The sequence below is a fragment of the Marinobacterium stanieri genome (genome assembly GCF_900155945.1).
GTDB classification, from domain to species: domain Bacteria; phylum Pseudomonadota; class Gammaproteobacteria; order Pseudomonadales; family Balneatricaceae; genus Marinobacterium; species Marinobacterium stanieri.
The window spans coordinates 107,140-120,247 of sequence record NZ_FTMN01000004.1 but is presented as its reverse complement, the minus strand read 5'-3'; the positions used below and the strand labels follow the sequence as shown (position 1 = coordinate 120,247).

The window sequence follows — 13,108 nt, the reverse complement described above, 5'->3', positions numbered from 1 at the left end:
GTACGGTGGGAAGCTGGTGGGGTACCGGCTAAAGTCTCAATAAAGCGTGATTCAATAGTGGTGTGTTTATGTGATGAGAGCATCTCCCGCCGCTTCAGTAACCTGCTCCTGCTGCCAGAGTTTCCGAGTGGTTTCGATAAGGGCGGCCAGGGCCGGTTCGTACTGACGTTGTTTATGCAGCACAAGATTCATCGAAATTTCGGGCACCTGGCCTTCCCAGATCACTCCATAACCTTCATTGCTGGCGCGCTCGGCATCGGCAGCCTTAACCAGTGACAGGCCTGCGTTGGCGCGAATCAATGCTCTGATTGCATCTTCATTATCACACCATACGATTTCTGACGGTGGCTGTTCGCCGGTATCGAAAAGCTGTTCAAACAGCAGGAAGAATGGACAGTTTGGGGTGGTGTAGACCCAGGGTAATCGCGCCAGCTCTGACAGGCTTTTGCCATGTATGCGATCTGCCCAGTCACTGGGGCCGATGACACGCATTTCCACGTTGGCCAGTGGGTAATGCACCATGTCATCCGCACGGCAGGGGCCAAACATGAAGCCGGCATCCAGTTGGTCGTTACGCAATTCACGAATAACCGTCGCGCTGCTGCTCTGCAGAAAATGAGATACCAAAGCCGGATACTGCCGTGATATTGAGTGATACAGCTCGCCGAGACGCAGAAAGTCATAATCGGTATGCATACCAATGCGCAACTCCCCAACCAGCTCGTTTTGCAGAGATTGAGCCTGGCGTTTCATCTGTTCGGCGGCATCCAGCGTCACCCGTGCCTGTTGGTAGAGCTTGCGACCCGCGGGTGTCAGCAGCATGCCTTTGGAGCTGCGAATAAACAGTTGGATGCCGAGCCCCTCTTCGAGCGCTTTGATCTGGCCACTAATGGCTGGTTGGCTGGTGAAGAGGGCCTCGGATGCTCGGGTCAGGTTTCCCTCATCCGCGACTTTGACAAAGGTCTTCAGCTGATAGAGTTCCATCGTTTCTCCAGGTTCGCAGGCTGGGTTTATTAAACCACAGCTTCTCCTTATGGGGTCATCGGAATCTCTGAAGACTACCTTTCGAAAATACGATTGGATGCAACGGGGGCGCCGCCTTAGCCTGATATCACATCTTTTGGAGGGTAACATGATGAAATCAGTGGTGATGGCGCAGGCGCCGAAACAGCAAAGGGTATTTCCAGGTTTTAAAGTGCAGTGGGCACGGCTATGCAGGCTTGTAAGGCTTTGGTATCAGCGGGATCGTCAGCGTCATGAGCTGGCAAGTCTGTCAGACTCGGTGCTGAAAGATATTGGACTGAGTAGAAGTGAAGCCTTGCGGGAGTACGACAAACCGTTTTGGCGTGAATAGGCACAACGCCAGGGATGGCAATATTCAACAGCTAAAACTTGGAGTTTGAATCAGGGAAGTACAAGAAAAGGGAGGGTGAGAAAATGGTCGGAGCAGAGGGATTCGAACCCCCGACCCTCTGGTCCCAAACCAGATGCGCTACCAGGCTGCGCTATGCTCCGACTTTCGGTTGGCTCCTCGAGCTGGACTCGAACCAGCGACCAATAGATTAACAGTCTACTGCTCTACCAACTGAGCTATCGAGGAAAACCGAATTTTCTCACAGTTCAATCAGTTGGCTCCTCGAGCTGGACTCGAACCAGCGACCAATAGATTAACAGTCTACTGCTCTACCAACTGAGCTATCGAGGAACACCTGAACTGTGGGGGCGTATATTAGTGATGAGGTCGCAGGTCGTCAAGCGAAAAGTGAAAAAAGTTTTCCTGTTGTATCAAAGATCTAGCTTCACAGCTTCGGGCAGGTTGTTTTATGTACAAACGACCGGGCAGACGGGTAATTTTGCCGGTTTTTTAACCTGACGCGGCGGCTTTCGGTCATTCTGATCTCCATCATGCCCGCAGCGGTCTGTTCCCCTTATCTCCCCAGCCGTTTTTCGCTAACATAGCCCGCTTATGCCAAGCGACTACAACCGGATGACTCAGTGCTGTTTAACAAGCTTCCTGACGACATTTTTCTACCTTTATCGGGTCAGAACCGACAAGTTTACCAATCAGTACTGTTGGAGCTTGCGGACCTTTTCTTTGATGAAGACCTGATCGACCCTTTTATCCCGCGTGACCTGGTTCGCTCCACCATCGAAAGTGCGGTGGTGAAGCTGGGTGTCCGCCGCTGGGAAGCGGAGGAGGGGGACGACGGCCAGGAACTGCCTCGTTCCACCGCCGAGTACACTAACCGCATCTATCGCCGTTTGGTGCAGACCGGCTGGCTGGAAGAAGAGCAGAAGGTCTACCGTACCTATATATTGCTGTCGCCTTCAGTCAGTCACCTGTTGCGCTCACTGGTCAGCATTGCGCGGCTGGAGAAACGCAGTTACGGCGGTGCTGTCCTTAACGTACTCAGCTCTCTGGAATCTGCAGTTAATGATCCTGTCGGGCGTGGTATTACGCTGGCAGAGGCGGCCCAGACGGCAGCAGACTTTAGTGCACACCTGACTGACATGATGCTTGGCCTGCGTGAGCTTAAGATCAATTTGACGGCCAGTAATAACCCTCAGGAGATTGTGCGGGGCTTCTTCGATCGCTTTGTAGAACAGATACTTGTTTCTGACTACAAAACATTGAAGACGCGTAACAACCCCTTCCGTTTCCGGCGTCAAATCCTGGCCATGCTGCGTGATTTGCAGTTTGACCCCCTGCGTCTGCAGCAGTTGGCTGAGCATTATCAGCAGCAGCTCGACCTGTCCTACGACGTGGCGGAAGCTCAGGTACATCAGCACATCAATCGAATTATCCGCATCTTCGATTCAGTGGATCAGCGCCTGGCATCGATTGATGACTTCCGCTACCAGCTGGAGAAGCGTGTAGCTGACACCGTGCGCTACATGGATAAGACGACACCAGGTATGGCCGCACGCCTGTCACGTGTTATTTCCGGGCTGGCCAAGGTTGAAGAGCACTGTATACCGGCGCTGGATACCCTGGATGAAGTGGGCTTTATCTCTGCGTCCAGCGTGCGCTCGCCCATTCGTCGCCGCGTTGAAGCCAAGCCGCGTGTCATTGTGCAGCAGGAGATTGATCCCAAGGCGCTGGAGCTGCGCCAGCTGTTCAAAGAGTGGAAAGAGCGCCGTGAAGTCAATGTCGACCGCATTGAAACCTACCTGGAAAGCCAGCTAGCCGGGCGTGAGCATATGAGAGCAACCGATTTCCGTATCGGATGCATCGAAGACTATATCTGCTTCAGTTATGTGCGCCATATGAACTCGCTGGGCAAAAAGGCGCGTGGCATGCGCAACCGTTACCGAATTCAATTTGAAGACAACTACGTCAACGTCTCCGATATGGTGGAGTGTCGTGGTTTTACCATCCACAGGAACAACTAATGTTAGGTGATCTGCAGAAAACCGTTTCCCGCAATGATCAGCACGATGCCGATGATTTCGTGCGTGCGGCCAGCCAGCTGCTGAGCTGCCAGTTTCTCTATGCGGACCGCTCGGGCCATCGCGACAGTTACTTTCTTGTGGCCGGTAACCTGGACTACTTCCGCAACCTGTTTGAAGCCATTGGCTGGAGCCTGATCTATCAGCCTGATGAGGCGTTTCTGGGTATTTTGCCCCAGGGTGAAGAGCGTGTTCTGCGACTGAAGCTGGACGAATCACTGCTGATGCTGTGCCTGCGTCAACAGTACGAGCAGAAACTGGAAAACTTCGAAGTCGAAAGTGGCAAGGCCTATACCAGTACCGATGAGCTGTTACGTCTGTACAGCAACCTGACCGGCAAGGACATTCCCAACGAAACCCGCCTCAAGGAAATCCTCTCCCTGTTCAGCCGTCATGGCTTGATTGAGCGTGGCAAGCTGGATGAAACGGATCCGAAGAATGTGCCGCTGCGCATCAATCCGACCATCCGCCAGGTGGTAGTTGAAGACTACATCGGTCAGCTGGAAGCGCTCTGTGATGTTGATATCCGCGATCAGCTGGATGAAGACGAAGACTCTGACGGCGCTGAAGCCGAGGCTAATGCCATTGCAGATGCTGGGGATGAGCCTCTGGAAGCGCCTGTGGGAGCGCCTGTGGGAGCGCACTCCGTGCGCGAACAAGAAAATACCGACGATAGTACCGAATCAATCGTCCGCGGAGCGGACTCCCACAGCCTGAGCGCAGATGGCACCAGCACTGATGCAGATTCTGAAACAGCTATGGCCGCTGTGGGAGCGCGCTCCGCGCGCGAACAAGAAGATACCGAGAGTAGTGCCGAACCTATCGTCCGCGGAGCGGACTCCCACAGCCCGAATGCAGATAGTGCCAGTGGTGATGAGAGTTCCGAAGCGGATGGGAGTGATGTGGGAGCGCACTCTGTGCGCGAACAAGAAAATACCGAGAATAGTGCCGAACCCGTCGTCCGCGGAGCGGACTCCCACCAGCCGGGTGCCGCTAGTGTTGGTGACGATGAGGGTTCCGAAACGGATACGACTGATGTGGGAGCGCGCTCTGCGCGCGAAGAAGAGGAGAGCCAGTCATGAAACAGCTGAACCGTATCGTACTGGTTAACTGGTATGTCCTGGGTGCTGTCGAAATCCCCATTAAGGGGAATGTAGCAATTGTCGGCCCTAACGGCTCCGGTAAATCCTCATTGCTGGATGCAATCCAGACCGTCCTCATGGGTGGCCACAAGCGACACCTGAGTTTCAACGCTTCGGCGGGTGAGAAGAGTGAACGCTCCCTGCGTACCTACTGCCTCGGTTTTATGGATGACCAGGGCAAGAAAGCAACGGCACGTGAAGACTCCCTGACCTATATGGCGCTCAGTTTCTTTGACACCGAAACCGCCAAGGAAACCTGTGTCGGCATCGCCATCAGTGCATCCACGGCCAGTGCCGAAGAAGATGTGCTGGGGCGTTTTATCCTGCCGGACTTTTCCGTCACGCTGGACGACTTCTCGGTGAAGGAAGGCAAGGGGCGTATGCCGCGTGCCTGGAATGATGTGCGCGAGAGCCTGCTCAAGCAGTGCCCGGACATGATTCTGGAGAAGCGGGCCAACCGCTTTATTCGCGACATGGTGACGCATCTGAGTTTGGATGCGCAGATGCCGAACGACGATGACAAGTTCATCAAGAACTTCAAGAACGCGCTCAAGTTTGTCCCCATCGACAGTCCAACCCGCTTTGTGCGTGAGTTTGTGCTGGATGAGAACATTGTCCACGTTGGTGCCTTCCGCAAGTCGCTGGATGAATACCGCGCCATGGAGCAGAAGACCCAGGAGGTCTCCAAGCGAATTGACGAACTGGTCAAGGTGCAGGAGCTCTGTGGCGGTATCAGCCGCAACGTGAAGAATGCGGTGGAATACGAGTGGGTGGTGCATGAGTCCCGCTTCGAGAATGCCGACCTGCGCAAGGAAGATGCCGCCGAGCGTCTGGAAGACTATGCCGAGCAGGAAGAGACTCTGCAGGCGCAGCTGGAAGAGAACAGCGCCAAGCTGAACCAGGCGATGCAGGACCTGGCCGATGCCCGTGCCGAACTGAACAGCAGCGATTCTGCGCACAAGATCAATGCGCTGGAGTCTACTGTTAAGGCCCGCCAGCACGAACAGAACGTCGTCAAAGACAAAATTCAGCAGGTCTATGGCCTGCTGCGCACGACGGTCGGGTTTGCTGACCAGCTGGACCTGCTGCCGGATGATTTCCGCCCGCTGGTGCAGGACTCTGTAGAGCTTTGGCGCTCCGGTGAAGACCTGCAGGGCGATGCCTGGCCTGCCGAGCCTGTCCGTGTGGACAAGGTGATCGATGGCCTCAAGGCGCAGGTGGATGAAGTACGTAAGGCGATCGGTCGACGTTATGAAGAATCGGTCATCCGCATCAACGATATCCGCAGCCTGATCCAGAATCAGAAAAGTGCGGTGGAACAGTTGCAGCAGGGTCGTGCGCCTATTCGCCACAACACCCGCGAGCTGATCGAGCTGCTCAGCGAATACGGCATCGATTCCACGCCGATCTGTGAGCTGGCAGATATCAACGATGACAAGTGGCGAATCGCCATCGAATCTTTCCTGGGTGCTCGCCGTGAGGCCCTGGTCGTAGCGCCGGATCGGGTGAAGGAAGCGATCACGCTTTACCGTCGCAAAGGTCGTCACCTGAAAGGCTGCCGTATCATCAACACCACCAAGAGCCAGGACTGGTTGCATCGCAGCAAGCGTGGCTCTCTGGCCGAGTTCGTCGATACCGACAACGAACACGCTCGTGCTTACATGAATCGAGCGCTTGGCGGCGTTATGGCGGTGGAAACGGAGCAAGAGCTGCTGCGTCAGGAGCGTGCGCTGACCTATGACTGCATGCTGCAGACCGAAGGCTCCACGACTTCCATTAACGAGCTCAGCCCGATCATGGGTATTCGCCGTCGTCAGGATCAGCTGGAAGTGCAGGGGCGCCAGGTGGATGAGCTGGTCGCTGAATTTACCAGTCTGGGCAAACGTCATGCAGCACTGGAAAAACTGCGCGACTCCCTGATCAGTATGACCACTGGCCTGTCACAGATCACCGAAAGCGTGTTCGACCTGGTGAACCAGCGCGAACAGCTGGCGTCTGAAATCAGCGGTTACGAGCAGGCGGTTGTCGACCTGCGCAACCACGATGACAGCGGTATCCAGAAACGCATTGCCGACTGTGCCGAAGCCCAGAAGCAGATTGAAGAGCAGCAGAAAAAGCTGATGGACAAGCTGCAGAAGGTGCGTACCGGCATGATCAAGGACAATGCCGCGCTGGAAGTGCTGGAGCAGGAGCTGGTCGAGCATGCTCAGGCACGTACGCGTTGCGAAGAAAAACAGCACTTCGATGCCCAGTCTGCGCAGGAAAAGCGCGATTACCTGGACGAGAGCTGTGCGGGCGAACTGGAGCGTATCATCTTCGAGGCAGCCAAAAAGGCGCAGTCCGAGCTGCAGCTGCATGAGAAGAAGAAAAACGCCGTGCGTGATTCCGTTGCCCAGTACAAGGCACGTTATCACGGTGGTGGCATGAGCCATCAGGAGCTGGATAACATCAGCCCGGATTCCAGCCACGAAGACCTGGAGTTCTACGTCAACAAGACCGTGCAGGCGCTGCGTGACTCCGAGCTGGCCGAATACGCCAAGAAGGCCGAGCGTGCACGTCTGGAAGCGGAAACAACCTTCCGTTCCGACTTTGTGGCGCACCTGAACGACCAGATCAACAAGATCAAGGATCTGATCCGCGAGCTGAACAGCCACCTGAAGAACCGCCCGTTCCATCAGGAGATGTACAGCTTCGAGATGATGCCCAACCCCGAGTTGAAGGACATTCTTGAGCTGGTTGAAGCCTATACCCGTCTGGACCAGGCCAATGTGGGCACGCTGTTCGATATCCAGCACCAGGGTGAAAATGCCCACCGCGAAGCACTGAACAAGATTCATGACGTGCTCAGTGATGAAGGCGAAAGCAGCCTGTTGCAGGATTACCGTAACTTCTACAACTTCGAACTGGTGGTGAAAGACCTGGAAGGGAATCGCAAAACCACCCTGACCCAGCGTATCAAGACCGGTTCCGGTGGTGAGCACCAGGTGCCGTTCTATGTTGCGATGGCGGCAGCACTGGGTGCTACCTACCGCCTGAAAGAAGGTGGTGATGGCCAGCCGGTAGGCGGTTTCAGCCTGTCCGTGTTCGATGAGGCGTTCAACAAGCTGGACTCCGAAAACACCGTCACCTCACTGGGCTTCATGTCTGATCTGGGTCTGCAGACCATCATTGCAGCACCGGATGAGAAGTACTCGTTGCTGTCGTCCTGCATGGATACCATCATCAACGTCTGCCGTGATGGCCGCGTAGTGGATCTGGATGTGGAATTCCCGACGGAGCTGGGCAAGGAGCTGCTTGCCTCTGACCATCCCTACAAGGTGATGGCGGAGCAGGAAGACCTCGAAACCGTCTAGCAGGTTGTTGAAAAACGTTATCGAGGCAGTCGAAGCAAGCGGAACGCCGCCCGGGCAAAAGCAGGCGAGAAAGCGCAGTTTAGTGGACTAAATGAGCATTTTGAGCCTGTTTTTAACGCAGCATTCGGCAACGCTGATAGATTTTCGATAGCCTGCTAGGGCTAGAGCAGGCGGGGAAGCCCCTTTGGTGGCTCCTCGCTGCTCATGCTCAGATCGGGAATACAGCTGGCGATCAGGGCGCGGTGTTTGTAGAGGACCTGCAAGCGTGGCCCGGTCAGCTGTGCCGACCAGATTCTGGGGTGCTCCACCAGTTCAACCAGCAGTGAACGCGGGCTCAGTTCGATGGTGTCCTGCTCCAGCCGCCAGTCGCGAAACTGCCCGCTGATCAGCAAGCGCTGCAAAGTATGCTCGTCCCAATGGGCAGGGAAGTGGGGCAGAGGTGTCAGCAGGTGACTGCAGTCCGGCGCGTTCAAGTGCGGATCGCGCGGGAAAGAGCGACGCGCACTCAGGTCCGTATGCACGCCCAGCAGCTCGTTATCACGCACATTGCTGCCGAAATCCAGAGTCTCCAGCCCCTCCAGCATCGCCTTTAGGCTCCAGTTACAGCGCTTAATCAGCTGCCAGGCCGGGTCGATGGAGCGGCGTGAGCCCAGCGTATAACGTACGGGGTCTTTATCCGTGAACAGCGTCAGCTGCAGAAAATGGGTCTGGAAATCGACCAGACAGGGGGGAGCATCCACCATACAGTAGGGGCTTTCGCGGCGGCAAAAGGCCAGCCACTCGGCACGGGTTTCCAGCTGTGGCAGTACTCGGATAATCATAAAGGCTCACTCTCCCGGGGCCGCAAGTATAAAGCAAACCGGCCCGTATTGACGATGTGTCAGGTCTGTTCATCCCCCGGTGGATTCTTTATGGTTAGCATTTTGCACAGAGTCCGCAATGAACATCCACCCGTTACGATCCCAGCTGTACGACGAGTTGCACTCGCGCCCCTTTCAGGTCATTCCCAGCCCGGCACGGGTCACCCAGATAGCACTGCAGTGCACCGAAGCCGAAAAGCGGGCTCAGCTTGAACACCTGAAAGAGCTGCAAAACCTGCTGGGCTGCCCGGTGGGGCATACGGATCGCAGCTGTTTCGAGTATGACTGTGGTGACTTTCGCCTGCGCCGCGAAAAGCATACCGAGTTTACCACCTACACCTTTATCAACCTGGATGTGCCGGAAGACTCTGATCCCTTTGAGGTCACGGGCCTGACACCTTTGCCGGATGGCTGGGTGGATACCCTGCCGGGTGAGGTGGTGGCTGCCTTTCATGTCAGCATCGAAGATGCACGCCAGTCACCGGAGCCGGCCTTGCCGGAGGTGAAGGAGGCATTCGAAGATATGCGTCTGGTGGGCAGCAGCCCGCAGGACGGGGATGCCCGCGTCTGGACCAGCTTTCAGCTGCACTCCGATGGTTTTGGCCGCCTGATGGTAGTGAACAAGCAGATGAGTGACAGCCAGCTGGGTCGACTTACCCAGCGCCTGATGGAGATTGAGGTCTATCGGCTCATGGCGCTGTTGTCGCTGCCGTTGGCGCACTCCCTGTCGCCAGAGCTGGTGCGTATGGATGCGCGCCTGGCGGACCTGACCCAGCAGCTGTCGGAGGAAGATAGCGTCAATGAGAAGGCGTTGCTGTCAGATCTGGTGGACATGGCGTCCAGCATCGAGTCCTGGCGTGCCCGTTCCACCTTCCGTTTTGGTGCCACCCAGGCCTATCACGCACTGGTGCTGACCCGTCTGGAGGAGTTGCGTGAAGACGAGGTATCAGGCCACCTGACCATCACCGAGTTCATGACCCGTCGCCTGACCCCAGCCGTGCGCACCTGTGAGGCCAGCAACAAGCGGCTGGAAGACCTGTCGCGGCGTGTCGACCGTGTCTCTGATATGATGCGTACTCGAGTGGAGCTGGGCATCCATGAGCAAAACCAGCAGTTATTGAGCTCCATGGACCGGCGTTCGCGTATTCAGTTGATGATGCAGCACACCGTGGAAGGCCTGTCGGTGGTCGCGATCAGTTACTATCTGGTCGGCCTGCTCAAGTTCCTGTTTATTGCGATGTATGATGCAGGGTTGCCCATCGACAAGACGCTGGCAACCGGTATATCGGTGCCCGTGGTCCTGCTGATTGTATGGCTGATGACCCGGCGGATTCACCACCACTTTATAAAACTCGCCCGCAAGGACCGTATCGGCGCGGACGAGACCTGATTCGGAGTTGAGAATGAGCGTAGCCCAACAGATCGAAGACCTGCTGCGTGCAGGCCTTCAGGTTGAAGAGTTTCAGCTGGAAAACGAAAGCCACATGCATTCAGGGCCAGCCACTGAAAGCCATTACAAACTGGTATTGGTAAGCCCTGACTTCGCTGGCAAGCGCCCGGTGCAGCGCCATCAGCAGGTTTATGGACTGGTGGCCGAGCTGATGCAGAACCCCATTCATGCACTGGCTTTGCATCTGCATACCCCTGAAGAGTGGGTGGCTAGAAATGGGGAAGTGCCGTTGTCTCCAACCTGCAAGGGTGGCTCCAAGGCAGATCAGGGCTGATTGATCCTGTTTGGAGGGGCTTTCATTCGCTCACGGAGTGAGCTCCTACAAACTCACTTCCAGCCCTCAGGAAGCAAACTGTGGGAGCGCGCTCCGCGCGCGAAAGAAAATTGGCATGATCCTTCGCTCACAGAGTGAGCTCCCACAATTCATTCCCGGCCCACAGTCACATCCCTGAATATCTGGAAGCTACCTGTGGGAGTTCGCTCCGCGAACGAATGGCTCTCAGCGCGTCACCTGCGCAAACAGATCAAAGTACTCGGGGAAGGTCTTGCGGGTGCAGCCCGGGTCATTGATGGTGATGGGAGCATCACCAAAGGCGGCCAGTGAGAAGCACATGGCCATGCGGTGATCATCATAGGTATCGATGGCGGCGCTTTGCAGCTGTGCCGGCGGCGTGATCTCAATGAAATCTTCTCCCTCAACCACGTCCGCACCGACCTTGCGCAGTTCGGTTGCCATGGCGCTCAGGCGGTCGGTTTCCTTTACGCGCCAGTTGTACACGTTGCGAATAGCCGTGGGGCCGTCTGCAAACAGGGCTGTTGTGGCGATGGTCATGGCGGCATCAGGGATCGCATTCAAATCCAGATCCACCCCTTTGAGCGCACCCTTGCTGACTTCAATCCAGGTCGGGCCGTAGCTGACCTCGGCGCCCATTTTGCCCAGTACTTCGGCAAAGGCCTTGTCGCCCTGAACGCTGTCGGCACCCACGCCGTATACACGCACGGTACCGCCGGCAATGGCCGCTGCAGCCAGGAAGTAGGATGCGGAGGAGGCATCGCCTTCCACCATCACCTCACCCGGTGAGCGGTAGGTTTGACCCGCCTTGATGACAAAACGCTGGTAGTTCTGGTTGTCCACCTCAACACCAAACAGCTTCATGGTGTGCAGGGTGATGTCTATGTAAGGCTTGGAAACCAGTTCACCATCGACATTGATCACCAGGTCTCCCTCTGCCAGAGGCGCAGCCATCAACAGGGCTGTGAGGAACTGGCTGGAAATATTGCCACGAATACTGACTTCACCGCCTTTGAGGCCTGCGGCCTGAATCTTCAGCGGCGGGTAACCTGCTTCACCCAGGTATTCCACCTGAGCGCCCAGGGGACGCAGGGCGTCAATCAGATCGCCAATGGGGCGTTCGTACATGCGCGGTTCACCGGTCAGGGTGAATTCGCCTTTGCTGGCACAGAGTGCGGCACAGAGTGGGCGCATGGCCGTGCCTGCATTACCTAGAAACAGCTCCAGTGCAGCACTGGCGTCAAATGCCTGACCCAGCCCGGACAGCGAGCAGCTGCGGCGGTCTTGTGCCAGTTCGTAGTCTACGCCCAGCGCCCTCAATGCGTTGAGCATATGCCGAACATCATCACTGTCGAGCAGGTTGGTGATGCGGGTTGTGCCTTGGGCCAGGGCCGCAAGAAGCAGAATACGGTTGGACAGGCTCTTGGAGCCCGGGATCTGGACTTCACCGCTGGCGTGGCTCAACGGCTGCAGGGTCAGGGTTTCCATCTGTGGCAGCTTCACTTGTATACGCAGGTCGTGGGCTGCATAAGCTACCGTTATTCGGCGCCAAGGTCGAGACTACTTGGTGCTTAACCGACCGCTTCTTGCGTCTGAACGCGGTACAGTTCCGGTTTCGCACCAGGTTGCAGCTGGATATTCTCCAGTTCCAACAGACGAATCTTGATATCGAGGCCACCGCCATAACCGGTCAGTTCACCGCTGCTGCCAATAACGCGGTGGCAGGGAATGATGATGGAGATGGGGTTGCGGTTATTGGCCAGGCCCACGGCACGAAACGCCTGGGGACGGCCTACGGCACGGGCAATATCGCCATAGCTGCGCACTTCACCGTGAGGGATTTGCTGCAGTGCGGTCCAGACTTCGCCCTGAAAGGGGGTGCCGACCGGGTTCAGTGGCAGGTCGAATTCGACCAGTTGGCCGTCAAAGTAGGCATTCAGCTGGTCAACACAATCCCTCAGTACGGATGTGGAGGGCGCACTGTCGCCGGGCGTTGCGCGCACACCAAAATCCAACCGGCACAGACCGTGTTTATCGGCTTGCAGGGTGAGGGGGCCGACAGGTGTGTCGGTCATGATATGGGTATGAATCATGGCAGCTCCACGGCTCTAAAGCTTGGTTGATGGGGGTCAATGCCAGTGACCCTTAACTGAAGCATAGTGAACTCAAGAAGCGACAACAACCAAGGAACAGCCTCTATGAGCATTGAACATCACGATCTCGTCCATGAACTGCCGGAATTCCGTGACCAGATCCACCAGCTGAAAATGGAAAATGATCACTTCGCCAAGCTGTTTGACGAATATCACCAGCTGACCAAAGACGTCGAACGTATGGAAGCGGAAGTTGAGCCTGTGTGCACCAAGACAGAAGAGATGTACAAGCGCAAGCGCCTCCAGCTAAAGGACGAACTCTACAGCATGCTGCGCGACAACTAAGGTAAACAGCATTCCTTTACTTATAACACCCGCTTTTGCGGGTGTTTTTATATGTAGCAGTGGCGTACATTGAAAGCATCAGTGGGGCTGGTTTGATGGCCGGTTTCAGTTATCGCTTAAGGG

11 protein-coding genes and 3 tRNA genes are annotated in these 13,108 nt (G+C 56.1%); 7 read left to right on the top strand and 7 right to left on the bottom strand.

All coding sequences use genetic code 11. The annotated features are described in order from the left end of the window. Positions 1-66: 66 nt before the first annotated feature. Positions 67-984 carry a LysR family transcriptional regulator gene (locus BW956_RS10505; protein ID WP_010323865.1) on the bottom strand — a complete coding sequence of 306 codons (918 nt, stop codon included), beginning with the start codon at positions 982-984 and terminating at the stop codon, positions 67-69. A gap of 148 nt (positions 985-1,132) precedes the next feature. Between BW956_RS10505 and BW956_RS10500 the strand changes: the two genes are divergently transcribed. After that, a complete protein-coding gene (locus BW956_RS10500; RefSeq protein WP_083703030.1) occupies positions 1,133-1,354 on the top strand; it encodes a DUF1127 domain-containing protein in 222 nt (73 codons plus the stop codon). A gap of 84 nt (positions 1,355-1,438) precedes the next feature. On the opposite strand, the gene BW956_RS10495 is transcribed toward BW956_RS10500, so the two are convergent. The 3 genes from BW956_RS10495 to BW956_RS10485 form a co-directional block, all read right to left on the bottom strand. Continuing rightward, positions 1,439-1,515 (bottom strand) — tRNA-Pro (locus BW956_RS10495). Positions 1,516-1,524: 9 nt separating this feature from the next. Then, positions 1,525-1,600, bottom strand: a tRNA-Asn gene (locus tag BW956_RS10490). Between the two features lie 29 nt (positions 1,601-1,629). Next, positions 1,630-1,705: transfer RNA gene (locus BW956_RS10485), tRNA-Asn, on the bottom strand. Positions 1,706-2,073: 368 nt separating this feature from the next. On the opposite strand from BW956_RS10485, the gene BW956_RS10480 reads away from it, so the two are divergent. The 3 genes from BW956_RS10480 to BW956_RS10470 are packed head-to-tail and all read left to right on the top strand — an operon-like array spanning position 2,074 to position 7,945. Further along, entirely contained in the window at positions 2,074-3,393 is a 1,320-nt protein-coding gene (locus BW956_RS10480; RefSeq protein WP_237708655.1) for a Wadjet anti-phage system protein JetA family protein, read from the top strand. Further along, entirely contained in the window at positions 3,393-4,532 is a 1,140-nt protein-coding gene (locus tag BW956_RS22635; RefSeq protein WP_083703029.1) for a DUF4194 domain-containing protein, read from the top strand. The genes BW956_RS10480 and BW956_RS22635 overlap by 1 nt, the downstream gene beginning before the upstream one ends. Further along, the gene (locus tag BW956_RS10470; RefSeq protein ID WP_076462719.1) at positions 4,529-7,945 is read left to right on the top strand and encodes an SbcC/MukB-like Walker B domain-containing protein; all 3,417 of its coding nucleotides are present in this window, start codon (positions 4,529-4,531) and stop codon (positions 7,943-7,945) included. The genes BW956_RS22635 and BW956_RS10470 overlap by 4 nt, the downstream gene beginning before the upstream one ends. A 161-nt stretch (positions 7,946-8,106) precedes the next feature. On the opposite strand, the gene BW956_RS10465 is transcribed toward BW956_RS10470, so the two are convergent. Next, positions 8,107-8,766, bottom strand: a complete 660-nt coding sequence (locus BW956_RS10465) for a hypothetical protein (protein WP_010323870.1) — start codon at positions 8,764-8,766, stop codon at positions 8,107-8,109. A 118-nt stretch (positions 8,767-8,884) separates the two neighbouring features. On the opposite strand from BW956_RS10465, the gene BW956_RS10460 reads away from it, so the two are divergent. Further along, entirely contained in the window at positions 8,885-10,195 is a 1,311-nt protein-coding gene (locus tag BW956_RS10460; RefSeq protein ID WP_076462718.1) for a DUF3422 family protein, read from the top strand. A 13-nt stretch (positions 10,196-10,208) separates the two neighbouring features. Continuing rightward, positions 10,209-10,529, top strand: a complete 321-nt coding sequence (locus BW956_RS10455; RefSeq protein ID WP_010323872.1) for a BolA family protein — start codon at positions 10,209-10,211, stop codon at positions 10,527-10,529. A 225-nt stretch (positions 10,530-10,754) separates the two neighbouring features. Here the strand turns inward: BW956_RS10455 and aroA are convergent, their stop codons facing one another. Beyond that, entirely contained in the window at positions 10,755-12,035 is a 1,281-nt protein-coding gene (gene aroA / locus BW956_RS10450) for a 3-phosphoshikimate 1-carboxyvinyltransferase (RefSeq protein ID WP_076462717.1), read from the bottom strand. 83 nt (positions 12,036-12,118) lie between these two features. Continuing rightward, complete coding sequence (locus tag BW956_RS10445) at positions 12,119-12,640, bottom strand: methylated-DNA--[protein]-cysteine S-methyltransferase (protein ID WP_010323874.1); 522 nt, start codon at positions 12,638-12,640, stop codon at positions 12,119-12,121. 105 nt (positions 12,641-12,745) lie between these two features. Here BW956_RS10445 and BW956_RS10440 point away from each other — a divergent pair, with 105 nt between their 5' ends. Next, positions 12,746-12,985 (top strand): HP1242/YdcH family protein, encoded by a 240-nt coding sequence (locus BW956_RS10440; protein WP_010323875.1) that lies wholly within the window; start codon positions 12,746-12,748, stop codon positions 12,983-12,985. The last annotated feature ends 123 nt before the right edge of the window (positions 12,986-13,108 follow it).